At 71.4% G+C, this 26,762-nt stretch carries 19 protein-coding genes; 10 read left to right on the top strand and 9 right to left on the bottom strand.

Annotated elements, in window-relative coordinates:
- On the top strand, positions 1–1,917 hold a 1,917-nt coding region (locus LZ198_RS18600; protein ID WP_253973337.1), incomplete at its 5' end, for an AAA family ATPase.
- A complete protein-coding gene (locus LZ198_RS18595; RefSeq protein ID WP_253973336.1) occupies positions 1,914–2,777 on the top strand; it encodes a Rossmann-like and DUF2520 domain-containing protein in 864 nt (287 codons plus the stop codon). The genes LZ198_RS18600 and LZ198_RS18595, both read left to right, overlap by 4 nt.
- Here LZ198_RS18595 and LZ198_RS18590 read toward each other — a convergent pair.
- Positions 2,770–4,092, bottom strand: a complete 1,323-nt coding sequence (locus tag LZ198_RS18590; protein WP_253973335.1) for a hypothetical protein — start codon at positions 4,090–4,092, stop codon at positions 2,770–2,772. The two genes, LZ198_RS18595 and LZ198_RS18590, sit on opposite strands and share 8 nt — an antisense overlap.
- A gap of 85 nt (positions 4,093–4,177) precedes the next feature.
- On the opposite strand from LZ198_RS18590, the gene LZ198_RS18585 reads away from it, so the two are divergent.
- Positions 4,178–7,798: a hypothetical protein gene (locus LZ198_RS18585; RefSeq protein WP_407667438.1), complete on the top strand. Its 3,621-nt coding sequence runs from the start codon at positions 4,178–4,180 to the stop codon at positions 7,796–7,798.
- 19 nt (positions 7,799–7,817) lie between these two features.
- Here the strand turns inward: LZ198_RS18585 and nadD are convergent, their stop codons facing one another.
- The 5 genes from nadD to LZ198_RS18560 all read right to left on the bottom strand — a co-directional run bounded on the left by nadD (position 7,818) and on the right by LZ198_RS18560 (position 12,435).
- On the bottom strand, positions 7,818–8,378 hold the full coding sequence (gene nadD, locus LZ198_RS18580) for a nicotinate (nicotinamide) nucleotide adenylyltransferase (RefSeq protein WP_323382765.1): 561 nt from the start codon (positions 8,376–8,378) through the stop codon (positions 7,818–7,820).
- A gap of 14 nt (positions 8,379–8,392) precedes the next feature.
- On the bottom strand, positions 8,393–9,064 hold the full coding sequence (locus LZ198_RS18575; RefSeq protein WP_253973333.1) for a hypothetical protein: 672 nt from the start codon (positions 9,062–9,064) through the stop codon (positions 8,393–8,395).
- A gap of 16 nt (positions 9,065–9,080) precedes the next feature.
- Positions 9,081–10,262 (bottom strand): exo-beta-N-acetylmuramidase NamZ family protein, encoded by a 1,182-nt coding sequence (locus LZ198_RS18570; RefSeq protein WP_253973332.1) that lies wholly within the window; start codon positions 10,260–10,262, stop codon positions 9,081–9,083.
- Between the two features lie 39 nt (positions 10,263–10,301).
- Positions 10,302–11,624, bottom strand: a complete 1,323-nt coding sequence (locus LZ198_RS18565; protein ID WP_253973331.1) for an adenylate/guanylate cyclase domain-containing protein — start codon at positions 11,622–11,624, stop codon at positions 10,302–10,304.
- A 67-nt stretch (positions 11,625–11,691) separates the two neighbouring features.
- The gene (locus LZ198_RS18560) at positions 11,692–12,435 is read right to left on the bottom strand and encodes a tetratricopeptide repeat protein (RefSeq protein WP_253973342.1); all 744 of its coding nucleotides are present in this window, start codon (positions 12,433–12,435) and stop codon (positions 11,692–11,694) included.
- A gap of 75 nt (positions 12,436–12,510) precedes the next feature.
- Here LZ198_RS18560 and LZ198_RS18555 point away from each other — a divergent pair, with 75 nt between their 5' ends.
- The 3 genes from LZ198_RS18555 to LZ198_RS18545 all read left to right on the top strand — a co-directional run bounded on the left by LZ198_RS18555 (position 12,511) and on the right by LZ198_RS18545 (position 18,352).
- The gene (locus tag LZ198_RS18555) at positions 12,511–14,913 is read left to right on the top strand and encodes an endonuclease MutS2 (RefSeq protein ID WP_253973341.1); all 2,403 of its coding nucleotides are present in this window, start codon (positions 12,511–12,513) and stop codon (positions 14,911–14,913) included.
- A 130-nt stretch (positions 14,914–15,043) separates the two neighbouring features.
- Positions 15,044–15,811 carry an ATP-grasp domain-containing protein gene (locus tag LZ198_RS18550; RefSeq protein ID WP_253973330.1) on the top strand — a complete coding sequence of 256 codons (768 nt, stop codon included), beginning with the start codon at positions 15,044–15,046 and terminating at the stop codon, positions 15,809–15,811.
- Between the two features lie 414 nt (positions 15,812–16,225).
- Positions 16,226–18,352, top strand: a complete 2,127-nt coding sequence (locus tag LZ198_RS18545) for a M4 family metallopeptidase (protein WP_253973329.1) — start codon at positions 16,226–16,228, stop codon at positions 18,350–18,352.
- An 87-nt stretch (positions 18,353–18,439) separates the two neighbouring features.
- On the opposite strand, the gene LZ198_RS18540 is transcribed toward LZ198_RS18545, so the two are convergent.
- Positions 18,440–18,904 carry a tetratricopeptide repeat protein gene (locus LZ198_RS18540; protein ID WP_253973328.1) on the bottom strand — a complete coding sequence of 155 codons (465 nt, stop codon included), beginning with the start codon at positions 18,902–18,904 and terminating at the stop codon, positions 18,440–18,442.
- A 101-nt stretch (positions 18,905–19,005) separates the two neighbouring features.
- Between LZ198_RS18540 and LZ198_RS18535 the strand changes: the two genes are divergently transcribed.
- Entirely contained in the window at positions 19,006–19,599 is a 594-nt protein-coding gene (locus tag LZ198_RS18535) for a hypothetical protein (RefSeq protein ID WP_253973327.1), read from the top strand.
- A gap of 338 nt (positions 19,600–19,937) precedes the next feature.
- Here LZ198_RS18535 and LZ198_RS18530 read toward each other — a convergent pair whose 3' ends face one another.
- Together LZ198_RS18530 and LZ198_RS18525 are read right to left on the bottom strand one after the other, a co-directional pair.
- Entirely contained in the window at positions 19,938–21,284 is a 1,347-nt protein-coding gene (locus tag LZ198_RS18530; RefSeq protein ID WP_253973326.1) for a sigma-54-dependent transcriptional regulator, read from the bottom strand.
- Positions 21,285–21,287: 3 nt separating this feature from the next.
- The gene (locus tag LZ198_RS18525; protein ID WP_253973325.1) at positions 21,288–22,613 is read right to left on the bottom strand and encodes a sensor histidine kinase; all 1,326 of its coding nucleotides are present in this window, start codon (positions 22,611–22,613) and stop codon (positions 21,288–21,290) included.
- Positions 22,614–23,067: 454 nt separating this feature from the next.
- Here LZ198_RS18525 and LZ198_RS18520 point away from each other — a divergent pair, with 454 nt between their 5' ends.
- From LZ198_RS18520 to LZ198_RS18510, 3 genes are all read left to right on the top strand, one after another.
- Complete coding sequence (locus tag LZ198_RS18520; RefSeq protein WP_253973324.1) at positions 23,068–24,483, top strand: TolC family protein; 1,416 nt, start codon at positions 23,068–23,070, stop codon at positions 24,481–24,483.
- A 98-nt stretch (positions 24,484–24,581) separates the two neighbouring features.
- Entirely contained in the window at positions 24,582–25,226 is a 645-nt protein-coding gene (locus LZ198_RS18515; protein WP_253973340.1) for an ABC transporter ATP-binding protein, read from the top strand.
- 44 nt (positions 25,227–25,270) lie between these two features.
- Positions 25,271–26,752 (top strand): efflux RND transporter periplasmic adaptor subunit, encoded by a 1,482-nt coding sequence (locus LZ198_RS18510; RefSeq protein WP_253973323.1) that lies wholly within the window; start codon positions 25,271–25,273, stop codon positions 26,750–26,752.
- Positions 26,753–26,762 lie beyond the last annotated feature (10 nt).

The raw sequence follows: 26,762 nt of genomic DNA, 5'->3' as shown, positions 1-26,762 counted from the left end.
CCGACGCCCGCCCCCCAGGTGCGCGTCGCCCCCCCGGCGCCCCCCGCCCCTTCGCCCGCGGCCCCCCCGCGCCCGGTCGCGGCGCCCGCGCCGGTGGCCCGGACGGGCGCCAGCGTGGCGACGGGCGCCAGCGTGGCGTTGGACCCCAAGACGTTCCCCATGTTGACCTCGCTGGGGCGCAACCTGAGCCAGGCCGCCCGAGAGGGCCGGCTGGACCCCGTGGTGGGCCGCGCTCGGGAGGTCGAGGAGGTCATCGACGTCCTCGGCAAGCGCCGCACCAACAACCCGTGCCTCCTGGGCGAGCCCGGCGTGGGCAAGACGGCGGTGGTGGAGGGCGTGGCGCAGCGGCTGATGGGGCTGCGGGGCACGCTGGCGGAGAAGGTCATCGTCGAACTGGACATGGCCACGCTGGTGGCGGGCACCCAGCTGCGGGGCTCCTTCTCCGAGAAGCTCAACGCGCTGAAGGAGGAGGTCCGCCGCGCGGAGGGTCGCGTGGTGGTCTTCATCGACGAAATCCACACCCTGGTGGGCGCGGGCTCCACCGGAGAGGGCCCGCAGGACGCGGCCAACGAGCTGAAGACGGCGATGGCGCGGGGCGAGTTCCCGTGCATCGGCGCGACGACGCACGACGAGTACCGCAAGTTCATCAGCGCGGACCCGGCCCTGGAGCGCCGCTTCACGGCGGTGGTGGTCCACGAGCCGTCCGTGCCGGAGACGGTGGAGATCCTCCGGGGCATCATCGGCCGCTACGAGGAGCACCACGCGCTGCGCTATGCCCCGGAGGCCCTGGAGGCGGCCGCGTCGCTGGCGAGCCGGTACGTGACGGACCGGTTCATGCCGGACAAGGCCATCTCCGTGGTGGACCTTGCGGGCAGCCGCTGCCACCGCGAGGGGCGGGACAGGGTCGAACCGGCGGACGTGGCCCGGGTGGTCGCGAAGCTGGCGGGGGTGCCGGAGGAGCGGCTCCTGATGAACGACTCGGCGCGCCTGCTGCGGCTGGAGCAGGACCTGGGTGAGCGCGTCATCGGCCACGAGGAGGCCATTGCCCGCATCGCCCGCGTCATCCGCCGCAACTACGCGGGCTTTGCGTCGCGTCGCCCCATGGGCAGCTTCCTCTTCCTGGGCCCCACGGGCGTGGGCAAGACGGAGATGGCGCGCGGGCTGGCGGAGGTGCTGTTCGGCAACCGCGACGCGCTGGTCCGCCTGGACATGAGCGAGATGTCGGAGGCGCACGGCGTTTCGCGCCTCATCGGCTCGCCCGCGGGCTACGTGGGCTTCGGCGAGGGCGGGCAGTTGACGGAGCCGGTGCGCCGGCGCCCGTCGTCGGTGGTGGTGCTGGACGAAATCGAGAAGGCGCACCGCGAGGTGCAGATGCTCCTGCTCCAGGTGTTGGAAGAGGGGCGGCTGACGGACGGCAAGGGCCGGCACATCGACTTCTCGAACACGGTCATCGTGATGACCACGAACCTGGGCGCGGAGGCGTTCTCCCGCACGGGTCGCGCCCTCGGCTTCGGCTCGGAGGGTTCGGGCACGACGAACGCGCTGGAGCTGGCCGCGTCGGCCGCGCGCAAGGCCCTGCCCCCCGAGCTGTGGAACCGCATCGACGAGCGACTCCCCTTCCGTCCCCTGGAGGAGGAGGAGGTCGCGCGCATCGCCACGCTGTTGCTGGAGGAGAGCAGCAAGCGGCTGTCCACCGAGCGCGGCATCGAGTACTTCGCGGGCGCCGACGTGGTGGGCCACCTGCTCAAGTCCGGTGGCTTCGACCCGCAGTTGGGCGCCCGCCCCATGCGGCAGATGGTGCAGCGGCTGGTGGAGGGCCCGCTCGCCGAGCGCATCCTCTCCGGCGAGTTCGGCGCGGGTGACAAGATCCGCGTCGCCCTGCGGGCCGGTCAGCTCCAGTTCCAGCGGGAGCGATGAGCGCCCGGGCGCCCCAGCGACGTCGCGCGAGGGCGGGAGCCACCCGCCCCCCGGTCGTCGTCGTGGGCGCGGGGCGACTGGGTGGCGCGCTCGCGCTCGCGCTGAAGGCCCGGCGCTGGCCCGTGCGCGTCCACTCCCGGGGGGAAGAAGGCCGTCGCAAGGCGAAGGCCCTGGGCCTCCGAGCCGCCACCCCCGAGGACCTGCGCCGCGCCCGCGTCCTGCTGCTCTGCGTCCCGGACGCGGAGGTGCGCGCGGTGGCGGAGACGCTGGCCACCCTCCCCCGCTCCGCCGCGCTGGTCCACACCGCGGGGGCGCTCCCGCTCGACGCGCTCGGTCCGCCGCGGGGCCGCGCCCTGGGCTCCTTCCATCCCCTCTGCGCGGTGTCCTCGCCGCACGACGCGCTGCCGGGCCACACCGTGGCCGTCAGCACGCGCTCCCGGACGCTGCGCGGCCTGCTCCAGCACATGGCCCGGGACATCGGCTTCGACGTCATCGACGTCCCCGAGCGACACCGCGCCGCCTACCACGCGGGCGCGGTGATGAGCGCGGGACTGGTGGTGGCGCTGATGGACGCGGCCGTCGCCGCATTGGGGGCCGCAGACATTCCGCCGGACGCGGCGTTGAGGGCCCTGCTCCCGCTGGCGCGCTCGGCACTGAGGGGCGCGGAGGCGCGAGGGTTGTCGGGAGGGCTCACGGGCCCCATCGTCCGGGGAGACGCGGGCGTGGTGGCGGCCCACCTCGCGGCGCTCCCCGCGGAGGTGGTGCCCGTCTACCGCCTCCTGTCGCGGCGCGCGCTGGAGCTGGCCGGAAGCCGGCTCCGCCCCGAGTCACGCGCCGCGCTCGAGACGCTGCTCAGGTGATGATGAGCGAGCCCTGAAGGCCCTTGCGCACGGCGGCGAGGGCGCGCTCGGAAGCGGCCTCCGCCTCCGTGAGGCGGCGCAGCGCCAGCTCACCCTGGCCCTGCGTCACGGCGCGCTTGAGGTCGGCGAGCAGCGTGAGGGCGGCCTGCAGCATCTCCTTGCCCTGCGGAGACTCGTTGATGGGCTGGCCGGCGGCCTTCGCCACCTCGGCGCCGAACGCCTGGATGGTCGCGGCCATCTTCGCCGGGTCGAACTGCTCCAGCAGCGGCTTGATGCGCTTGGCGTCGATGCGGATGAGGCGCAGCGCGCCGATGCGCGCGAAGCCCGGGTGCACCAGGCCGATGTCGCCCATCTCGAACGCCCCGAGCAGGCCCTCGTCCGGAGCCGGGTGCGCGTGCGGCACCACGTCCACGAACAGGGGCAGCGGGTCCGCGCCCTGGCGGAACAGGTCGAGCTCCTCGTCGTCCATGGGAGGGAAGGAGTTCGGCGTGCCGATGAACAGCAGCGGCAGGACGATGTCGTGCCAGAAGTCCTCGGGGGCCGAGCCCGTGCCGCCCACGGTGGCGAACAGGTGCGCCATCAGCTCCGCCAGCCGCGGGGCGCGGTCGGCCTGCTCGATGAGGGACTTCGACGCCTCCAGGCGCTGGAGGGACTGGACGATCTGCCCCTCGAACTGCGCGCGGGCCTCGGGCGGCAGCTCCTGCTGGGCACGCCCCAGCGCGTTGCGCACGTCGCGCGCGAGCGAGTCCGGCTTGGACTCCAGCGCCGTCTTCGCCTTGTTGCTGTCGAGGGTGACGAACTGGAGGAAGCCCGGGTCGAACAGGCGCTGGTAGTCCACCGGCCCCAGCTTCGGCTGCTGGCCGCCCGCGCCCTGGGCCGGGTTGCCGACGCCGAAGCGGGCCTGGCCGAGCGAACGGCGGATGTCCGCCGCCAGGTCGTCCAGGCGGCTCAGCTTGCTCTGACCCAGCGCGTCCATGGCCGCGCCGAAGGGCGACAGCATGATGATGGCGTCGGGGAAGCCCAGCGTGGCGCCCTCGGGCGAGTCGCGGTTGGGGAACCAGAACGCCTGGTGCTCCTGGATGAGGCGCATGGCGAACGCGCCCGCCAGGCCCAGCGCCACCGTCTGGTGCTCCGGATTGTTCATCTGGAACGCGCCACCGAGCACCTTCTGGACGGCCCGCTCCACCTCGCCCCACGGCGCCTTGAGCAGGTCGACGGGCTTTCCCTCCGCCTTTTCGAGGGCGGCGGCGACCTGGAGTTGGGCCTGGTGGACGTGCTGGGGAACGGGATGCGCCTGAGGGGCGGGTTGGGACATGGCGGAATCCAAATTCGAAAGGGAAGCGGCGGGCCTCCCCTTACCGTGAAAAACGCGTTCGTGGCTATGATTTGTGGCCGATAGGATGGCCTGCATGCCTGCTTCTGGCCGGCGGCTCCGCTGGCATGCTCTCGCTACCTGTCTCCTGCTGACAACCGCGGGGTGTGCTTTCGTCACACCCCGTTTTCCCCAGGACATCCAGGCCTCGTTCGCGCGCGACCCGATGCGCAAGCTGACGACGCGCTCACTGGAGCTCTACTACCCGGAGCCGCTGCGGGCCCCCGCCCTGAGGATGGCGGCGCGGATGGAGGCGTGCGTGGACCGGCTGCGCGCCCAGACGCTGGACGCGCGGGAGCGCCCCCGGGTCCTCGTCTACATGACGAGCGCGGACTTCAACAACGCGTACGTGGTCTCGGACACGGCGAGCATCCCCCAGCAGATGGTGATGCCGGCGCACATGACGCTGGAGCTGTTCCACCTCTTCGGGTTGGGCGAGGTCGACATCGGCGACGTGGCCTGTCACGAGTCCGTGCACTACGTGCAACTCCAGCAGACCAGCGGCCTGTGGAACGTGTTGAACACGATCACCGGCGGGTTGTTCCAACCCAACAGCTTCACCGAGTCCTGGTTCCTGGAGGGACTGGCCACGTACTACGAGGGACGGCTCGGCAAGTTCACCGGTCGTCCGAGCAGTCCCGTCTGGAGGGGCTGGTTCGACTCCGTCGTGCAGGCGCGGGGTGGCTGGATGGACCCCGGCTATCTGTCGCCGGAGAACCGGGCGTTGGACCCGTTCGGCGGCAACTACCTCACGGGCATGCACTTCGTGGAGTACCTCGCCGCGAAGTACGGCGAGGCGAAGCTGTGGGCGCTGGTGGATGACCAGGGGCGCTCCATCTTCTCGCCGTTCGGCGTCACGCTGCGGTTCAAGCACGTGTACGGGCGCGACATCGGCTCGCTGTTCGCGGAGTTCACCCAGTCGCTGCGCGACGGCCTCGTGGCCCGGGAGCGCCCCGCGTCTCAGAAGGTCTGGCTGCACGACGCGGGCTACTTCTCGCGGTTCGCCTCGCATCCGGAGAGTGGCCTCACGGCGCTCGTCAGCGTGGGGCGGGAGCAGTACTCACGGCTGACCTTGCGCGAGGCGGATGGACGGGTGCGCGTGGAGCGACCGCTCGTCGAGCTGCTGCCGTTCCGCCGCTGGGTGCTCGGTTCACCCACCGTGGTCAGCGGCATGTCCTTCAGCAAGGACGGTGCGTGGCTGTACCTGGTGATGGCGGACCTGAACGCGGTGGGCGCCTATCAGGCCCGGCTGTGGCAGGTGGACACGCGCACCGGTGACGTGACGCGGCTCTGGGACGACGTGCAGGGCATGGGCGGAAGCGTGACGCCGGACGGCACGGCCTACGTCTACGTGCGCGTCGACGGGGACACCGCGAACCTCATGCGCCTCGAGCTCGCGACGGGACGGCAACAGGCGCTCACCGCGTTCGAGGCGAACGCGCCCCTGGGGCCGCCGACGATCTCCCCGGATGGCTCACGCATGGTGTTCCCCGTGGGCACGGAGGCGGGCTGGGACCTGGTCCTCCGCGAGCCGGACGGCGCCCTGCGATGGCTCACGCAGGACGGCTCGTTCAACTACTCCCCGCGCTGGCTCGACGGGGAGCGCATCGTGTTCCTTCGCGAGCACGAGGGCCGGCTCCAAGCGCATGTGATGAACGTCGCCACGCGGGACTTCGTCCGCATCACCGACGCGCCCCATCTCGTCATGGACGTCGCGCCTGTCGGTACGACCGAGGTGGCCTTCCTCAACAGGGACGGGACCGCCTTCACCATCGACCGGGCCCCCGTGAGCCCGTTCCCCGGGACCGTGACGATGAACGCGGCCCACGCGCCTCCGCGTGCGGCGCTCGCGATGGCCATGCCCCAGGCAGGGCCCCCACGAGCGACCGAGGCCGCGGCGACTCCGGCCCTCCCTCCTGCATTGGCGCAGCCGACCACGACGGCGCCCGAGGAGGGCGCTGGCGCGACCCCGCCCCTCACGACCGCGCCTCGAGCGACCCCTGGCACGACAGGCACGACGTCCGACGTGGGTGCTCACGCATCCGCCACCTCCCCCACTGTGCCTCAGGCGCCGCCAGGTACGGTGACCGGGCCATCTCCCACTCCGGGACCCGGCGCGTCCGCGCCCCTTGCGTCGGGACCCCCTTCGGACGCCCGATCTTCATCTCCTCCCGGTGCGACGCCTCCGAGCGCCCCGCCAGCCGAGCGGGCCGAGCTGACGCCACCGCCCCTCACGAAGGCTCCCACGGAAGACTCGACGCCTCTCGAGGCCACGCCCGGCGCGACGCCCACGCCCCTCACGCCGGAGGAGCTCGCCACATTCCCTGGAACAGCGGCGCCAACCCCACCGTCCCCAGCGGACGGCACCACGTCGACGCCAGCGGACGCCCCTCCAACGCCCACGACCGCGCCCCCCGGGAGTCCATCACCCGGAGGCTTCGAGCCCTTCCCCGCCGAGTCCACGCCCTCACCGGCCTCCGAGGCGCTCGCGGAAACGACCCCACCGCGCGAAGCCCCCGTGGTGGTCCCCGCGCCGGACCCGACCAAGGAGCTGGTCGTCCTCACGGACGAGCCCTATCGGACCCTGGAGGGCTTCCTCATCCCGGAGTTCCGACTCCCCTACCTGCTCCTGTCCTCGCAGTCGGAGACCGAGGACGCCGACGACCTCATCTTCAACGCGGGTCTGGCGCTGGCGGGACAGGACCGGCTCGGCTTCCACGCGTACGCCTTGACGTTCGCGTACAACAGCCAGGAGGACCAGCCGAGCCTGTCCCTCGCCTATGGCAACGCGCAGCTCGCGCCCTGGTATCTCCAGGTCTCCGCATCGCGCGTGCGGGAGGACCAGCGCACGGACCTGCAGGCCGTGGCGTTCGCGTCGCGCACCTTCTGGACGACCCCCGTGACCGTCGCCCTGCTGGCGTTGCGCCGCGAGTACGATCCCGTGGGGCGCTTCCCCGGGCTCGTCACGAAGCTGCTCGGTCCCGAGGTCTCGACGTCCTACTTCGCGGGCGACGGGACGTCGTATGGCGGAATCCAACGCGGCCTGGGCATCTCGCTCGCGGGCGCCGTCTATCCCAAGGCGTTCTTCCTCGACCGGACGATGGGCGACGTGCGCGTGGGGCTCGACGGGTTCCTCGGCGGACTCCCGTTCACCGGACACGACCATCTCCAGCTCAGCGTCGTGGGGCGCTTCCTGACCGGGGCCCCGGACGGGCTGCTCGAGGTCGGTGGCATCAGCGCCGGTCAGGTGTGGCTCAGCAGCCGTCGGTCGACGGAGACGACGCCGCTGCCCCTGCGCCTCCAGCCTGGCGTGGCCTTCAGCGAGTACGTACGCGGCTACGAGGACCACACCATCCGCTCACGCAACGCGATGGTGGGCACGGCGACGTATCGCTACCAGTTCGTCCTCGACCACGGCTGGGCGTCGACGCTGTGGCTCCTGCCCTCGCTCTTCATCAGCAACCTGGAGCTGGAGGCCTTCGGCACGTTCGCGCGCACGGACCTGCGCGACAACCACCGCGCGGCGGGCGGCGCGGCGACGCTCGAGTTCACCCTGGGCCAGGCCCTGCCCTTGTCGGTGTTCTACCAGTACGCCCACCGCTTCGAGGACGGGCTCGGAGACCTCCACCTGTTCGGCTTCGGCCTCTGACGCGGCGGATGCGAAGTGACTACCCCGCGCGCTTCAGGCCATACAGGCCGGAGGCGCGCGCCTGGGCCAGCACGCTCGAGGGCACCAGCTCCGTGGGCTCCAGGCCCCGCGACAGCAGGTCCCTCACCTGGGTGGAGGACACCTCCGCCAGCGGAGGCCCCACCACGTTCGGCGCCGGATAGCCCGCGCGGTACAGGACGATGACGCGGGCCATCTCCTGGATGCGGTGGAAGTCCTTCCAGTGCGGCAGGTCGCGGAGGATGTCGCTGCCGATGATGAGGGACCACTGCACGGAGGGATGACGCGACACGAGCAGCGACAGCGTGTCCACGGTGCGCCCCGTGAGCCCCTCTTCCCGTTCGATGGGCGTCGTCTTCATCCAGCCGGACGTCTCGCGGCACATGGCCTCGCACATGGCGAGCCGGTGCTCGAACGCCTCCATCTGCTTGCCGAACGGGTGCTGCCACGACGGCATCAGCCACACCTCGTCCACGCCCTGCGTGGCATGGACGTAGGTCGCCGCCATCAGGTGACCCACGTGTGGCGGATTGAACGAGCCTCCAAGGAGCGCGACCTGCACGTCAGGGCCTCACGTCACTTCAAGGTCAGCTTCGAGGACTTCTTCTCCACCACCAACAGCTTCGGCTCCAGCACGACGCGGCCGTCCAGCCGGAACGCGCTGAACCGCAGGTCGCGGTCCACCTTCTCCAGCAACGCGCACGTCTGCTCGGCGGCGCCGACCAGTCGCCCCGGCGTGAGGAAGAAGCGCGGACCGATCTGCACGACCTTCGGCTCGGGCTCCCTGCCGTGGATGAAGACCTGCGCGTTGAGCAGGTCATCTCGCGTCAGGTCGTTCTTGTCGTGGACCACGCAGCACAGCGTGTCGCCCACCAGGTCCATCGCCTTGTTGTTGATGGACGGGTCCCGGTACTGGAGTGACTCGCGCTCCGGGACGCGGAGGAAGCGCTCCATCACCAGCCGGCGGTCGTCCTCGGAGGCCACGTCCGCCGGAGCCTCCGCGCGCGAGGGCGTCCGGGGCAGCGCGTCCTGACTGCCCAGCCAGTGGCTCACGTCCGCCAGGAAGTCCGCGTCCGAGTACTCGCGCCCGCCCCGGCTCTTCGCGCGCCGCCACAGCAGCCACTCGTCCAGGTCCGTGTAGCGGGCGCCCGCGAACACGAAGCGCCGAGCCCCCTGCGTGCGCAGGAACTCATAGGCCGCGTCGAAGGCCGCGAGGTCGCCGTGGCTATCGGAGAAGACGCCAATCACGTGGGTGTCACCCCGCTCAAGCGTACAGCAGGTAGGCCTGTCTGTGCCCGGCGAAGCGCGCGGTCTGGGCGGCGAAGCCCTCCATCAGCCGGTCCAGGCTCCAACCCGCCTCGATGCCCCGGCGCACCTGGTCCGTCCCGCAGAGCAGATCGAAGGCGGGCACGTCCTCGACGAACTCGTAGGCGTCCGCCCGCCAGTCGAACTTCCCCGGGGCGATGTCGTGGAGCGCCTGGAAGATGGCGATGCCCGTGCGCAGCGACAGGAACGTGGACCGGTCCGTCACGTGGATGAACGCCCCACTGCAGGACTCACCCCGAAACTTGTCGAAGGTGGGCGTGAACCCCACGGCGCGGAACGCCACCCCGGGCAGGGCCTCCTTCGCCAGCCGCGCCAGCAGCGCGTCCGTGTCGACCCACGGCGCCCCGAACTGCTCGAAGGGCCGGCAGGTCCCCCGGCCCTCGGAGACGTTGGTGCCCTCCCCCAGGCACATGCCGGGATACACCAGCGCCGTGTCCGGCGTGGGCATGTTCGGTGACGGGGAGATGAAGGGCAGGCCCGTGTCGTCCCACGACATGGCGCGCGTCAAGCCCTCGCACGGGATGACCGTCAGGTCACAGCCGAAGCCCTCCTGGTCGTTGAAGAGCCGCGCGAGCTCCCCCGCCGTCATGCCGTGCCGGGTGGGCAACGCGTACAGTCCCACGAAGGAGCGGAAGCCCTCCCCCACCAGGTTGCCTTCCATGGCCGTGCCGCCGAGGGGATTCGGCCGGTCCAGCACGAAGAAGCGCACGCCCGCCTGGGCCGCGGCCTTCATCGCCAGGGCCATGGTGTAGACGTACGTGTAGTAGCGGCTGCCCACGTCCTGGATGTCGAACACGAGCGCGTCGAGGCCCTGGAGCCACTCCTGTCGCGGAGACAGCGACTCGAAGGTGGAGCCGTAGAGGCTGTGCACGGGGACGCCGGTGCGCCGGTCCCTCGCATCCCCCACGGCGACCATGTACTGCGCCTCGCCCCGGATGCCGTGCTCGGGGCCGAACAGCGCCGCCAGCTTCACGTCCCGGGCCTCCGCGAGCAGATCCGCCAGGTGCCGGAAGCGCGAGTCGACGCTCGTCGGGTTGACGATGGCGCCCACGCGAAGACCCTTCAGCGCGGAGAAGCCCTGCTCCACCCAGACATCCAGTCCCGTCTTCACCTTCGTCACGGCGCTTCCTTCCTCGCGCGGCCCTCTCCAGCCGGCCACTCAGTCCTTGAATACCTTGAGCGCGCTCTGCGCGGCGGCCTGCGAGTCGCACTTGCCGACGCCGAACAGGCCGCCGGTGCCGTCGTCCGCGCCGCGCGTCTCGGCCAGGTCCTCCAGCGCCCCCAGCGCGCTCTTCAGCTTGAGCGACCGGACGGCATCCACCGCCGCCGAGCGCACCCCACACTGCGGATGCGCCAGCAGCTCGGCGATGCGATCCTCCGCGTGGGCGCTGCCCGCCTTCACCGCGCGGGCGTAGTCATCGAGCGAGCGGCGTGTGTTCTCCTGGGCCTCGTCCAGCCGCCCCTGGAGGTAGAAGCGCCTGCCCGCGTCCTTCTCCTCGCCGATGATGCGCCGGGCCTCCTTCACCAGGGGGTCCCGCTCCGCCTTGGGCGCGGACTCCACCGCGCCGATGGCCCGGAGCGCCGGATCCCGGGTCAGCACCACCAGGCCGACGCCCGAGAGCACCGCCACGCAGCCACCGACCGCCAGCACCTTCAGCGTGCGCGGCGACAGGCCGGCGGGCCCCTGGACGCCGCGCGCGCGCAACGCGTCCATCATCCGCGACACCAGCGAGCCGCCCGCCGTCCGGGCCTGACGCCCCAACACGGTGGCCTGCTGGCCCAGCACCACCGCGCCCGCCGCCGCCCGCTGCCCGAGCGCCGCGGCGCGCTGACCGAGCGCGGACAGGTCGCCCCCTCCGTCCAACAGGGACTCGGGGACCCGCGACAGGCCGAGGTTCCCGTAGGGCGGGAGTGACTCCTCGCCCGGGGCCTCCGCGATGGCACCCGCGCCCGGTGCCTCCACGCGGTAGGGCGCCCGAGGCACCTGGAAGACGCGGATCTTCCCGGGGATGCCCTTCAGCTCGAAGGCGCCCACCTCCCGGGAGGGCACCTCCGCCTTGTTCATGGCCAGGTAGACGGCCTCGGTGAAGTAGACCTCGCCCGCCTCCGCGATGCCCTCCACGCGCGCGGCGATGTTCACCGGCTCGCCGAAGACGTCGTTCGCCTCCAGGCGCACCTCGCCCACGTTGATGGCCACGCGCACGTGGAGCTGCTCCGCCTCCGGGACACCCCGGTTGTAGTGCCAGAGCCTGTCCTGGATGGCGACGCCGCTGAGCACCGCCTGGGTGGGCGACTCGAAGGTCGCCAGGAACGCGTCGCCGATGGACTTCACGATGCGCCCACCGAACGCCTTGAAGAGCGGGGCCAGCAGCGCATGGTGCGCCTGCAGCATGCGCTGGTTCTGCTCCAGCGTCTGCCGACTGGTCCGCTCGGTGAAGCCCTTGATGTCGGTGAAGACGATGGCGAGGTTGGCGGTCTTCAAAGCGCGCGCAGTCTATGCGCCGCGCTCCGAGGTGCAATCGCCACGGGACGCCCGGTCGCTTTCGCCGTCACCGCTTCGAGGGCTGGAGTGCCCGCATGCGCCGCTTCTCCGGCGGCGGCTCCAGGGACTTGCGGACCTTCGCCGCGAGTTGGGGGCGGTCCGTCCGCTCGTAGAACTCGGCCAGTCGGCGGAGCACCAGGGGGCTGGAGGGCTGGAAGCCCCGGGCCGCCAACAGCTCGTTCTCCGCGTCCAGCGGGCGCTCCTGCTTCTCCAGCACCTCGGCCAGTTGGAGGCGCACCTGGACCCACTCGGGGCGTGCGCGGGCCAGGTAGCGCAGGTGCAGCTCGGCCTTGAGCAGGTCCCCGAGGGAGGTCCACAGCCCCCCCAGCCGGAAACGGGCCTCCTCGTAGGACGCCCGGTACTGGACGGCCTTCTCGTAGGACCGGATGGCCTGGAGCGTGTCGCCACGCTCCTCCCACATGAGCCCTTGGAGGTACCAGGCCCGGGGGTTGGTGGGGGCGACCCGCGTGGCGACGTCGAGGTGGGACCTGGCGCGGTCGGAGGCTCCGCCCAGCTTGAGGAGCAGCCGGGCCGCCTCCAGCCGGGGCAGCTCCCACTGGGGCTGGGCCGCCGTCAGTGCCTCCAGGGCCGCGAGCGCCGCCGTGTCGTCCCCCGCCGACTCCAGGGCGAGCGCGTCGGAGAGCGACGCGGACGGGGTGGCGGCCATGGGTCGGGACGGCACCGTCAGGGTGGACGGCTCCGCCGCGTCAGACGCGCCCGCCAGCAAGGCCACCAGGAAGACCCACTGCATGCGCGGCTGATAGCAGAGCCGGACCGTGCGTCTCAATAGATCCTCTTGACGGCCGAACGGCCGCGCATGAAACCCATGACCGTGCAGATATCCCAAAAGACGCTGGAAGACCTCGGATTCGCGGATGTGCTTCGGGCGCTGAACCAGCGCTGCCGCACGGAGCCAGGCAGGGAGCGTGTCGCCGCCCGGCCCTTCCTCGACTCGGCCGAGGAGGTGACGGAGGCGCTGGCGCTGGTGACCGAGGCCCGCTCGCTCTCCCAGGAACAGTTCTCCCTCCCCCTGGGGGGTGTGGTGGACCTGCGCATCCCCGTGGGCCACGCGGAGAAGGGCGGCATGCTGGAGCCCCGGCAGCTCATCGACGCGGCCCAGCTCCTGTTCGCCTTCACCCGGACCCGGGAGGCCCTGGACGAGCGCAAGGAGCGCGTGCCCCGGTTGATGGACATCGCCCGGCGCATGCCCCTCCTGGAGTCCCTGGCCCGTCGCATCGACCAGTGTTTCGAACCCGACGGGGAGATCTCCGATCGTGCGAGCCCCGAGCTGCGCGAGGCCCGCGACCGGGCACGAGGGCTCCACCGCCGCATCAAGACCCGCCTGGACGAGATGCTCCACGACGAGGGCTTCGTCTCGAAGCTGCGCGAGAACTACTACACCCTGCGCAACGGCCGGTACGTCGTGCCGGTGGTGTCCAACTACCGCTCGGAAGTCGACGGCATCGTCCACAACGCGAGCCAGACGGGCCAGACGCTCTTCATGGAGCCGCAGGCCATGGTGGGGCTGGGCAACGACCTGGCCATCGCCCAGTCGCTGGTGACGGAGGAGGAGCGGCGCGTGCTCCTGGAGCTGAGCGGCCAGCTCGGGCGCGAGTCGGCCCGCATCATCGAGGGGCTGGAGGCCGTGGCGGAGCTGGACGAGGCGGAGGCCGTCGCCATCCTCGCCTCGGACCTGGACGCCACCACGCCGGAGTTCGCGGGCGTCGACGACCTGCGGCTGCGTCAGCTCCGCCACCCGAGACTGGTGCTCAAGGGCACGGAGGTGGTGGCCAACGACGTGACGCTCGACGGCCAGGCCAAGGCGCTCGTCGTCTCCGGCCCCAACGCGGGTGGCAAGACGGTGACGCTGACCGGCGTGGGCCTGTGTTCGCTCATGCTGCGCGCGGGCCTGCCCATCCCCGTGGGAGAGGGCTCGCGGATGCCGCTGTACCGCTCCGTCCACTCCACCGTGGGTGACGCTCAGGACCTGGCCCAGGGCCTGTCGACCTTCAGCGCCCACGTGGTGATGCTGCGGGACATCATCGCCGTGGCGGGCGAGGGCTCGCTGGTGATGATCGACGAGATCGCCGCGGACACCGATCCGCGCGAGGGCGCCGCCATCGCCATCGCGGTGCTGGAGGACCTGCTCGCCAAGGGGGCCTTCGTCCTGGTGACGACCCACCTCGAGGAGCTCAAGGCGCTGGCGCACATGGACCCGCGCTTCCTCAACGCGCGGGTGGGCTTCGACTCCAAGCGGATGGCGCCCACCTACCGCCTGCAGATCGGCGCCGCCGGCCAGTCCTCCGCCATCGAGGTCGCCGCGCGGGTGGGCCTGCCCAAGCAGGTCTGCGACCGTGCCCGCGAGCTGACGCTCAACGCCGGTGGCCCGTTGTCCAAGGCGCTGGCCGCCGCCGAGGAGGAGCGCCGCAAGCTCTCCGAGGAGCTGGAGCGCGCCCGTGTCGCCGCCAAGGAGGCGGAGGCGCTGCGCGTGGAGCTGGAGAAGCAGAAGCAGAACTTCGAGCGCGAGCGCCGCGCGCGGATGATGCAGTTCAACGAGGACGTGGCCACGGCGAGCGACCACGCGGCCGCCGAGGTGCGCGAGCTGCTGGTGAAGCTGCGCTCCGAGCAGAACGAGAAGGCGCTGTCGGAGGCGCGGCTCCAGTTGGTGCAGCGGGCCGAGGAGGCGCAGAAGCGCGCCCAGTCCGCGAAGGCGGAGCTGTTCCAGGTGGAGGCCCCGGGCCCCGCGAACCTGCGGGTGGGTGCGTGGGTGCACCACTCGGGCCTGGGCCGGGACGTGGAGATCCTGGAGCTGTCGGACGGCCACGCGGTGGTGTCCGCCGGTGGTGCCATGAAGATGCGGGTGCCCGCCGCGGAGCTGTCGGGTGCGCGCACGCGCAAGCAGCAGGCGAAGTTCCCGGAGCGACAGAAGCAGGAGGCCGCGCTCAAGCGGGCGGCCTCCGCGGCCCCCGCCCAGGTGGAGGCCACGAACTTCCGCTGCGACGTGCGCGGCATGCGCGCGGACGACGCGCTGGCCGAGGTGGAGGCCTTCCTCGACCGGGGCATGCGCAGCGGCGAGGAGGCGGCGCTCATCGTCCACGGCCACGGAACGGGCGCGCTGAAGCAGGCGCTGCGCGACTACCTGGCCAACTCGCCCTACATCCGCATGTTCCGCCCGGGTGAGAGCCACGAGGGCGGCGACGGCGTCACGGTGGTGTCCCTGCGCTCCTGAGCCAGCCCCTCCGCCTCGAAGCCTCCAGGGCTCGGAAGCGCCGGGACATCCCCGGCCTTCCGGGCCCTCTTCGTGTGGGCGTCAGCCGCCGGACAACCGGGGCGTCCGGGGCGACACGGGAGGGCACCCCATGCACTGGGTCGTTCAGGACAACCTCTTCAACGAGCGGGGCTTCCACGACCTGATGCAGGTCCTGGAGCGCGGCGGCATTCCGCATACCCTGGTGAAGGTGGTTCCGTTCGATGGCGGAATCACGCCGGACGTCGACGTCACCGGTCCGGTGATGGTCATGGGCTCACTCTCGCTGACGCGCCATGCGCTCCGCCGGGGCTGGACACCCGGGGCGTTCGTCAATGAGCGCTTCGACTTCCGCGTCTGGCGCGAGCACCTCCGCCCGTTCCTGTTGAACGGCGGCGCCCAGGTCCACCGCTTCGGCGACGTCCCGCCCCAGTCGGCTCCGTTCTTCATCCGCCCCTGCCTGGACGACAAGGCGTTCTCCGGGATGGTGACCTGTTGGGAGGACTTCGCGCGCTGGCGGGAGCAGGCCCTCGCATGCGAGGACAACGTCCAGCTCACGGCGGACACCTGGGTGGCCATCAGCCCGCCCCGGGACATCCAGCGCGAGTACCGCATGGTCGTGGTGGACGGGCGCGTCGTCACCGGCACCCGGTACAAGCTGGGCACCCGCGTCTTCTCCTCGCCGGACGTCGAGCCGGAGATCGAGGCCTTCACCCAGGCCATGGCGGAGCGGTGGGTTCCAGACAGGGCTTGCGTCCTGGATGTCTTCCTTCATGGAGGCAGGCCGTTCATCGGGGAGTTCAACGCCCTCAACTCGGCCGGCTTCTATGCCTATGACGTCGGGAAGATGGTGGCCGCGATCGAGGCCATGGGTTTCTGAGCACGATTCCCAACGCCAGACATCCCAGGTCCTGCCGCCCGGACGACAAGACTGGCCATGAAACATGGGAACTGGACGGACCGTCGACGTTGGCTCCCGACGTCGACGGCCCGTCTTTCTCGGCACGGCGAAAGCGAGACACCCGACGGAAACTTCCCTTCCGAGTGCCGAATACGACGACCGCCACCCCGTCACAACCACAGACACACAGCCCAGGACGAGACATCGCAGCATTTCAGACTTATCGATTAATACTTGAAATCAAATCCAGTCACATGCCATGAAAGGAGCCCCTTCCTCAGAAAGGTCGTGCTCTTGAAAAACCATGTCTGGAGGACGTTCTGCGCCGCGTGGGTTGGCGCGGGTCTCGTGGCTTGTGGTTCGGTGCAACAGGAGGGAGAAGCTCCGGAGCGTGTGGCCAAGGACGCGGACGTCCAGGCCGTCCTGGCGCGGATGCCCGGGGCGCAGGTGCTCGGCCGCCAGGGGGAGGTGCCCTTCCTCATCCGCGGTGAGCTGGGACGGCTGGCGTCGGGCGGAATCTCTGCGCAGCGGGCGCGGTCGGACTCCGGCGTGGAGGCGCGAGAGGCGCTGTCGAACATCGCGGGGGCCTTCCGCCTCCGCACCGACGACCTCGTGTTCCGTCGCGCCACCGTGGACTCCCAGGGTCGTCAGCACCTGCGGTTCCGGCAACAGTTGCATGGCCTGAACGTGGTGGGCGCCGAGCTGGTGCTCCATGCGGACGAGGAGGGCCTCATCTACGCGGCCAACGGCTCCGCGCGAGGAGGCGTGGCGCCGCGCCCCGAGGCGACGGTGGCCTCCACCGCCGCGCGCGACGCCTCGCTCGCCGGTACCGACATCGAGGCGGCGCGCGCCGTGGGCGCGCCGACGCTCGTCTACCTCCGGCCGGAGGGCAGCGAGGAGCTGCGGCTGGCCTGGCAGGTGCGGCTGGTGGGCACCCGCGAGGGCATGAAGGCGGACGACCAGGTCTACGTGGACGCGCAGCGCGGCGGGGTCCTCGCCACGCACCCGAAGATCCACTCGGCCCGCAACCGGCAGGTCTACAGCGCCAACAACACCTCCTCGACGCCCGGGACGCTCAAGCGCCCCGAGGGTGCGCAGCCCACCGGCGACGCACACGTCGACCAGAACTACGACCAGCTGGGCGTCACGTACGACTGCTACAAGACGCTCTTCAACCGCGACTCGTACGACAACGCGGGCGCCGCGCTCATCAGCACCGTCCACTACGGCAACAACTACGTGAACGCGTACTGGGACGGTACGCAGATGGTCTACGGCGACGGCAACGGCGTGGACTCCATCGAGCTGGGCAAGGACCTGGACGTCACGGTCCACGAGCTGACCCACGCGGTGACGGACACGGAGTCGGAGCTCATCTACTCGGGTGAGTCCGGCGGCCTCAACGAGTCGCTGTCCGACATCTTCTCCGGCGTGTGCGAGAGCTGGACGCGCAACTGGGCCACGGACGCGGACGTGTTCATGGTGGGCGAGGACATCTGGACGCCGGGCATCGCCAACGACGCCCTGCGCTACATGGACGACCCGGCCAAGGACGAGGTGTCGCTCGACTTCTACGGGGACTACTCGTCCGGCGTGGACGTGCACTACAGCTCCGGCATCAGCAACCTCGTCTTCGCCCTGCTCTCCAAGGGCGGCACGCACCCGCGCGGCAAGTCGACCTTGAACGTCGCCGCCATCGGCCCCGAGAAGGCCGGCCGCATCTTCTACAAGGCGAACACCGACCTCTTCACGCCGAGCACCACGTTCGAGCAGGCCAAGGCGTACACCATCCAGGCCGCGCAGGAGCTGGGCTACGACGCGGCGACGGTGCAGGCCGTGACGGACGCCTGGGCCGCGGTGGGCGTGCCGCCCCCGCCACCGGTGACCGAGCCGCTCACCAACGGCGTCGCCAAGACGGGCCTGTCCGGCAGCGCCGGCAACAAGAAGTACTACACGCTGGAGGTCCCCGCCGGGCAGTCGAGCCTGAAGTTCGAGACCACGGGCACCTCGGGTGACGCGGACCTCTACGTGCGCTTCGGCAACGCCCCCAACGCCAGCACCTACGACTGCCGTCCGTACACGAGCAGCAGCACGGAGTCCTGCAACTTCACCAACCCGCGGGCCGGCACCTGGTACGTCATGGTCAACGGCTACACCGCGTACTCCGGCCTGTCGGTCAAGGGCACGTACACCGGGAGCGTCCCGGGCGGTACGCCCACGACGGAGACCGCCTCCGGCGACGTGGCGCGCAACGAGAACGACCGCTTCGGCCCCTACAGCGTCGTGCCAGGCACGACGTTCACGGTGACCATGACCGGCACGCGCAACCCGAACCTGTATGTCCGCTTCGGCGCGCAGCCCACCGTCAACAACTACGACTGCCGCCCGAACGCCTCCGGCGCCGCGGAGACGTGCAGCCTCACCGTGCCGGCGGGCCAGACGGCCGCCCACGTCATGGTGCGCGGCGCCGGCAGCAACACGGCGACCTACAACCTCACCATCGAGTACGTGAAGCCGTAGTCCCGGCGCCACGCCTTCGAAGCGGGACCACGCGGGCGGCTTCCCTCCCAGGGAGGCCGCCCGTCGTGTCTGCGGGGGCGCGGGACCTCAGCGCTCCGAGTACATCGCCAGCACCCGGTCCAGCGCCGCGGCCGCCTGGCGGTCGTCCGGGTCCGTGCTCTGCCGCGCATGAACCGTGTGCCGACGCGCGCGCGGCGGGTCCGTCATCGCCAACGCCATGGCCATGTAGAGGTTGGCGCGCGGCTGCTCCGGCTGCGACTCCAGGACGGGCGTGAGCACCTGCGCGGCGCGCGCATCCGCTCCCCGCTCGAGCAGGCTCAGCGCGAGGTCGCACGCGGGCTCCGGATCGACGGGCACCTTCGCGTGCACGAACTCCAGCAGCTCGAGCGCACGGTCGCGCTCGCCCGACAGGTCCAGCGCGCGCGACAACCCGTGCATCACCTGGGTGTCCCCCGGCGCCTCGCGCAGCGCATCCTCCAGCAGCCTCCGCCCTTCCGCGACATCACCCGCCCTCAGCCGGGCCATGCCGTCGCGATAGAACTCTGCTCCCACGCTGACTCCCTCCGCGCCGCGCAGCGCGTCATCTCATTTCGCGCAACTTCGCCCTCACAGAGTACGACAAAACAGTACAAAGCTCCCCCAACGGGTCCGACATGCTCGTCCGCAACGCCTCAGTCGCTCCTCGCCCCTCGACCACCTCCCGTTCGGAGCCCCCCGTCTCGCAGACGCCCGCCGCGAAGGTTGCCCCCACCGGCCTCCAGGTGAAGGACACCTTCACCCAGGGCACGGAGGCGCTGCAGCGGACGGCCCGCGTGGGCGCGGCCCCCGCCGGAGACCACGGCAAGCTGATGCGGGAGTACCTCACGGGCGCCCGTCCTCCCCCGGCCGATTTCGAGAAGGTGATGGGCTACAAGCCCTTCGCCATCCAGACCGGGCACGGGCAGCGGATGCAGGACCCGTTCGGCTCGGCGTCCGCGCCGGGGAAGATTGGCCCGGACCAGGAGTTCGACCCCGCGGCCAAGACACACGACTACGGCTACGACCTGCTGCGCTACTACGACCGCAAGGGCACGCCGCTGAGCGGTGACGCGCGCAAGGCCGCCGACAAGCTGTTCCGGGAGGACCTCTTCCACTACGCCAACGACCAGAAGGGCTTCGGCGACCGCCTGAAGTACCGGACGTGGGCGCAGATCTACGCCACGGCGGTGGAGCTCAACTCCCGCGTGCAGGGCTACGGACCTCCGTGAAGCACGCCCGGCGGCGCCACGATTCACCGGTTCGCGTGGCGCCGTCACCATGACAGTCGGCCGAGGCTCGCCACGACATGAGCCGGCCTCGGGTACGGCGCCAGGCGGCGCTTTCAGGTCCACTGGGAGGACGCTCGCCACGGCGCGACACCGCACGGGTGGGCCTGGGGCACCGCGCCAGGCGAAGCCATCAGGTCCGGCAAGCCAACACTCGCCGCGGCGCGACGCCGGGCGAGCAGGCTTCGAGCACCGCTCCAAGCGGCGCACCCACACGAGCCGAGACACGGCCCAACCCGCGTGAGTGGTGATGTCCTGCCGCGGGACGGCCTCCTCGGCCCTCACTGCATCCCGTAGCGCCGCAGCTTGTCGTAGAGCGTCCGCAGGCCGATACCCAGCCGCTGGGCCGCGCGCTTGCGGTTGCCCCCTTCGTCCGCGATGGCCTGCTCGATGGCCATCCGCTCCAGCTCCTCCAACGTCGTGTCCGGGAGCCGCGCTCCCGTGGCGGGCGTGGCCGTGGGGGTGGGCGCGCTCGTCGGATCCAACCACAGGTGACGCGCGTCGACCACCGGGCCATCCGCGAGGATGGCCGCGCGCTCCAGGGCGTTGCGCAGCTCGCGCACGTTCCCGGGCCAGGGGAACTCATCGAGGCGCGCGGAGGCCTCCGGTGACAGCTTCAGCCCCGGCCGCCCCAGCTCCTCGCCGATGCGCCGCAACAGCAGCTCCGACAGGGGCCGCAGGTCCTCGCGGCGCTCGCGCAACGACGGCAACCGGATGGGGAACACCGCGAGCCGGTGATAGAGGTCCTCGCGGAACTCGCCATGGGCCATCATGCCCTTGAGGTCGCGGTTGGTGGCCGCCACCCAGCGCACGTCGGCCTCCAGCGTTCGCGTGCCCCCCACCCGCTCGAACCGCCGTTCCTGGATCACCCGCAGGAGCTTCGCCTGAAGCTCCGCCTTCAGCTCGCCCACCTCGTCGAGGAAGAACGTGCCGCCCTGGGCCAGCTCGATGCGGCCCCGGCGCTGGGCCACCGCGCCGGTGAAGGCGCCCTTCTCGTGACCGAACAGCTCGCTCTCGAGCAGCGTCTCCGTGAGGGCCGCGCAGTTCACCGCGACGAAGGGCCCTTCCGAGCGCTCGCTCCACTGGTGCAGCGCCCGCGCGGCCACCTCCTTGCCCGTGCCGCTCTCCCCCACCAACAGCACCGTGGCATGGGTGGGCGCCACCTTGCGCAGCGCCTCCACCACGGGAGCCATGGACGGCGCGCCCCAGCTCAGGACGACCTCCCCCGTCGACTGGCGCGCCTCCGTCTTGAAGTTGAGCAGCGCGCGCCGCTCCAGCGCCCGCGCCGCCGTCAGCCGCAGCTCCGCGGGGCTGCCCACGGGCTTGAGCAGATACTCGAAGGCGCCAGCCTTCATCGCCGCGACGGCGCTCTCCACGGAGCCCACCGCGGTGAGGACGATGACCTCCACGTCCGGCTGCTCCTCGCGCACCTTGCGCAGCAGCGTCAGCCCGTCCATGCCCGGCATGCGCAGGTCGGTGACGAGCAGATCCACACCTTGCCTGGCCAGCACCCGCGCGGCCTCGTCCCCATCCGCCGCCGTGCTCACCGCGTGGCCCTCGACCTCGAGCGCCTCCGCGATGAACGAGCGCACCCCTTCTTCGTCGTCCGCCACCAGGATGCGAGCCATCGCTCAGCCTCCCCTCGCGGGCACGATGAGCCGGAACTCCGCGCCGCCTTCCGCGCGGGTCCTCGCGCTGATCGACCCTCCATGCAACTCGACGATGCGGCGGGTGATGGCGAGCCCCAGGCCCACCCCTCGCAGCCGCCCGGTGACGAACGGCTCGAAGATGCGCTCCTCGTCGCCCTTGGGAATCCCCGGCCCGTGGTCCTTGACGACGAACACCAGCGAGGCGCCCTCGCGCACCACGTCCACCTCCACGCGCCGTCCCTCCGGACTCACCTGCACCGCGTTGCGCAGCACGTTCTCCAGCGCCTGCTGGAATCGCCCCGCGTCGAGCTCCCAGCGCTCGCGCTCCGGCAGGTAGTGCGCCTCCACGTGCGCCTCACCGGTCGACTCGACCGCCGCGCGCAGCACCTCGTTCGGATCCGTGCCGGTGCGCCGCAGCTCACCGCTGCGCACGAAGGCCAGCAGGTCGTTCGTCAACTGCTCCAGACGGACCGCTTCTCCGACGATGCGGTCCGCCTTGGGACGCAACACCTCGTCCTTCTCCACCCGCTCGGCCAACAACTGCGCGTGGCCCTTGAGCGAGGCCAGCGGGTTGCGCAGCTCGTGCGCGAGCACCGCCGACATGGTGCCCAGCGCCGCCAACCGCCGGCCCCGCTCCAGCTCCATCGCCAGCGCCTCGCGCTGCGCCAGCAGGCGTGAGAACGCGAACGCCAGGATGAGGATGCCCACGCACGACACGACCGCCACCACCAGCAGCCCCTGCGAGCGCTCCTTCAGCTCCAGCGCCGTGACGGGCTCGAACTCGTAGCCGATGCGCAGGTTGCGCCGCCCATCCGGCGCCACGGCCGCGCCCGGCTCCGCCACGGGAGGGCTGCCGTTCGCCGGCGCCGCGACGACGTCCGGCTTCTGCTTGCGCAGCCGGTGGATGACCCGGCCACGGCCTCCCTCGATGCGCATCACCAGGCCTTCCTGGTACTCGCCCACCGAGCCCTCGCCCGCCGACTCCACGACGCGCCCGTCGTCGAAGATGGCCACGTAGCGCAGCCCGCCCTCGCGGTGGGCCTCCAGGAAGGCGTCGAGCTGCTGCTGACTCGGCACGCCCGTGCCCTCACGGAAGGCCTCCAGGCCGGCGTTCATCATCACCGTGGCCATGCCCCGGACGACCAGCGTGGACGACTCCAGCGCCGACCTGCGAAGGATGAGGGCCGCCGACAGCAGCACCGCGCACATCAGCGCCGCCGCCATCCACGGCATCCACGGACCGAGCGGCTTCCAGCGCGTCCCGCCGCTCATCGACGACACCCTCCGAGGGGTCGAGCCCAGCTCCATGAAGTTCCTCCCGCCGCTGCGAACTCTGCATCCCGGATGCGGAATCCGCACTCACTTCCGTCAGCCCCGGGGACCTCGTGGGCATCCCGTCGCCTGGTTGCTGTCACGCGCATGGACGTCTCTCCGTGGGAGGGGGAACGGCACCACGGCCGAACTCTCGGATCCGGCGCCGTGCAATCACGAGGCCCGGCCTTCCCCGACCTCCGTCCCACGTCGTCCCGACCACCTGCCCGCCCCCCGTGCGGCCGTGAGTGCGGAATCCGCAGTCGAACTGCTCTTTCGGCAACATCTGCTCGAAATTATCTCGCAATTTCAATGGGTTGAGCACTGGCAAGACGCATGCAATCGTCCCGCTCGGAAACGCCGGGAGCGTGAGGAGCGCCCCGGCTCTCAACGGGACAAGGCTGCGATGACGATGCGCCAGGGAACACGATTCCAGAGACGGCCCCGTCGGATGACGGCGTGGGCGTTGGGGGTCCTGGGAGGCATGGCGGTGACGGGGAGCACCTGGGCACAGGAGCCCGCGGTCCAGACGAGCAAGCCCGCGGACGCGCCGGTCGCGGCGCCCACCGAGCCCGTCGCGCCCGCGGCCACCGTCACGAGCGAGGCACGGCCCGCCACGGCGCAGCCCCCGAGCGAGGCGAAGGCGGCGACGAGCGTCACGCTCGAGGAGGCCATCCTCCGCGCGATGAAGGCCAATCCCCAGGTGGCGCAGGCCACGGGCAACGTCACCAACGCGGAGGCCGCGGAGCGCAGCGCGGTGGGCGCCTACCTGCCGAACCTGTCGGCGAGCGCCAGCGGCGCGCTGTCGAGCAGCCGGCGCATCGATCCGGAGACAGGCGCGGTGTCGTCGGGCTCCAACGACACGTACGCCGCGGGGCTCGCCGCGTCGTGGAACGTCTTCACGGGCGGCCAGCGCGGCGCCAACCGCAAGCAGACGCAAGCGCAGACGGGCGCGGCCGAGGCCCAGCTCGTCGCCCAGCGGGCCAACGCGGTCCTCGAGGTGCAGCGGTCCTTCTTCGAGGTGCTGCGCGCCGAGGGCCTGGAGCAGGTCGCGAACTCCCGCATCGAGCGAGCGAAGCAGAACGCGGAGGCCGCCGAGCGACGGCTCGCGGTGGGGTCGGCGACGCGGTCGGACCTGTTGCGCGCGCAGCTCGACCACACCAACGCGCGCGAGGCCCTGCGCACGGCGGAGACCCAGCGGGAGTCGGCCACGCTGTCGCTGGGGCGGCTCATCGGCGAGGAGGGCCCCGTGGGGGCCAGGCCGATGGCGGACGAGGCACCCCGCCCCATCGCGCTCACCCCCGACGCGCTGCTCGTCGAGTTGGAGGCCAACGCGCCTGCGGTGCTCGCGGCGGCGGCGACCCTGAAGGCCTCCGAGGCCGGCGTGAGCGCGGCCAAGGCGACCTACCTGCCGACGGTGCGCCTGTCCGCGGGCTACGACTGGTTCAACCAGGACCCGAGCTTCAACGGCGGCTCGACGAGCTGGTCCGTGCGCCTGGGCCTCGCCTATCCCATCTTCGACGGCTTCCTCCGTGAAGAGCGCGTGCAGCGGGCGCGCACGTCGGAGATGGTGTCGCAGGCCCAGCTCGCGGACACGCGGCGGGCGCTGCGCTCCGGCGCGGCGCAGGCGCTGGCGCAGATCCGCCTCTCGGCGGACCGCATCGGCTTCTCCGAGCAGGCCGTCGAGGTGGCGCGCGAGGACCTCAAGGTCCAGCAGGAGCGCTACCGGCTGGGGGCCACCACCATCCTCGACCTGCTGACGTCGCAGGAGAGCCTGGTGCAGTCGGAGATCAACCTCGTGTCCGCCCGCTTCGACTACCGCATCGCGCGGGCGGAGCTGGAGGCACTCGCCGGGAGGCCGCTGTGAGCACGCCCACCCAGACACCGGAGCAGGCGCAGCCCCAGGCGACGCGCGACATCGCGGACCTGGTCATCCGCGTGGAAGGTCTGCGCAAGGACTACAAGATGGGCTCGGAGGTGGTGCACGCGCTGCGCGGCGTGGACCTCACCATCCGCCGCAACGAGTACGTCGCGGTGATGGGACCGTCCGGCTCCGGCAAGTCGACCTTCATGAATCTCATCGGCTGCCTCGACGTCCCCAGCGGTGGGCAGTACTGGCTCAACGGCCAGCCGGTGGCTGGCATGTCGGAGGATGCGCTCGCGCGCATCCGCAATCGGGAGCTGGGCTTCGTGTTCCAGAGCTTCAACCTGCTTCCCCGGGCGACGGCGCTCGACAACGTGGCGCTCCCGCTGGTGTACGCGCGCATGGCCAAGAAGGACCGGCGCGAGCGGGCGGCGGCCATGCTGGACCGCGTGGGGCTGGGGTCGCGCAAGGACCACAAGCCCAACGAGCTGTCGGGTGGACAACGCCAGCGCGTGGCCATCGCCCGTGCGCTGGTGACCCAACCCGCGCTGCTGCTGGCGGACGAGCCCACGGGCGCGCTCGACAGCCGCACGGGTGAGGAGATCATGGCCCTGTTCGGCGAATTGCACGCCCAGGGCCAGACGTTGATGCTCGTCACGCACGAGTCGGACATCGCCGCGTTCGCGCAGCGGGTGTTGTTCCTGAAGGACGGCGTCATCGAGCGGGACGAGCGGAAGCGGAATTGAGCGGGACCGCGCGGCGCGCGGCCTCGAGGACCTGGAGGGACGTCGTGAGCAAGACGAAGAAGGTGGTCATCACGGGTGCCGCGGCACTCCTGCTCGGCGCGGGCGTGTATTACGTCCGAGGCACCGGGGAGAAGGAGGCGCCCGCGCGCTCCGCGGCGGTGGTGGCGGTGGAGCGGCGGGACATGGAGGTGGTGGCGGAGTCGGCGGGACTCGTGGAGCCCCTGCGCGTGGTGGAGGTGAAGTCCAAGGCCTCCGGCGAGGTGCTGCGCGTCCTCTTCGACACCGGGGACAAGGTGGAGAAGGACGCGCTCCTGGCGGAGATCGACCCGCGCGACGTGCAGAACGCGCTGGCCCAGGCCCAGGCGGACCTGGAGTCCGCGCGCGTGCGACTGAACACGACCGAGGCCCAGCGACAGCGCATGGAGTCGCTGCGCCAGTCCGGCTACGTCACCCAACAGGAGTATGAGTCCGCGGTGGACGCGTACGCCACGGCCCGCGCGGCGAAGGTGCGCGCGGAGACCAACCTCCAGCTCGCCAAGGAGCGCAGCCGCGACGTCACCATCCGCGCGCCCAGCTCCGGCACGCTGCTGGAGCGGCAGATCCAACCGGGGCAGATCATCGCCTCCGCCACGTCCAACGTGTCCGGCGGCAGCACGCTCTTCAAGATGGCGGACCTGTCCATCATGCAGGTCCGCGCGAAGGTGGACGAGACGGACGTGGGGCAGCTCAAGGCCGGCCTCAAGGCGCGCGTGACGATGGAGGCCTACCCGGGCAAGACGTTCGTGGGCGATGTCGTGAAGATCGAACCGCAGGCGCTCGTGGAGCAGAACGTCACCCTCTTCCCGGTGCTGGTGCGGCTGGAGAACCCGGACGGGCTGCTCCGCCCGGGTATGAACGCCGAGGTCGCGATTGAAATCTCGCGCCGCCGCAACGCGCTCACCGTGCCGAACTCCGCCGTGGTGAGCATGCGCGACGCGCGCTCGGCGGCGGCGACGGTGGGCGTGAGTGAGGAGACGGTGCGCGCCCTGCTCCGTCCGCCGGGTGGCCGGGGCGGTCCCCCGGGTGGCGGCGAGGCCCCGTCCGCGGCCGGAGGCAGCGGCCCGGCCGCACCGGGTGCACCGACGGAGGGACCGCGTGCCGCGGGCACGGCGCCGGCGGTGGGCAGTGCGACGCCGGTGAACGTGGCCACGACGGGCGCCACGGGTCCGGGCGCGGAAGGCCCGGGCGAGGGCCGGCGCGGACGTGGGCGCGAGCGCGAAGGGGGACAAGGCACTGGAGACACCCGTCCTGGCGTCGTCTTCGTGCAGGGCCCGAAGGGGCCGGAGCCGCGCCGGGTGACGCTGGGCCTGAGCGACTGGGAGAGCTCCGAGGTCCTCAGCGGACTCCAGGACGGTGAGCAGGTGCTGCTCATCTCGGTCGCGCAGCTCCAGCAACAGCAGCAGCAGCGCACGGAGCGCATGCGCCAGGCCGCGGGCGGGATGATTCCCGGCGGCGGTGGCATGCGCATGGGCGGTGGTGGACGGTAGGCAGGAGGAG

It is taken from the genome of Myxococcus dinghuensis (assembly GCF_024198235.1).
Taxonomy (GTDB): domain Bacteria; phylum Myxococcota; class Myxococcia; order Myxococcales; family Myxococcaceae; genus Myxococcus; species Myxococcus dinghuensis.
The sequence above is the reverse complement of the archived record's forward strand: the minus strand, read 5'-3'. Positions and strand labels throughout refer to the sequence as shown.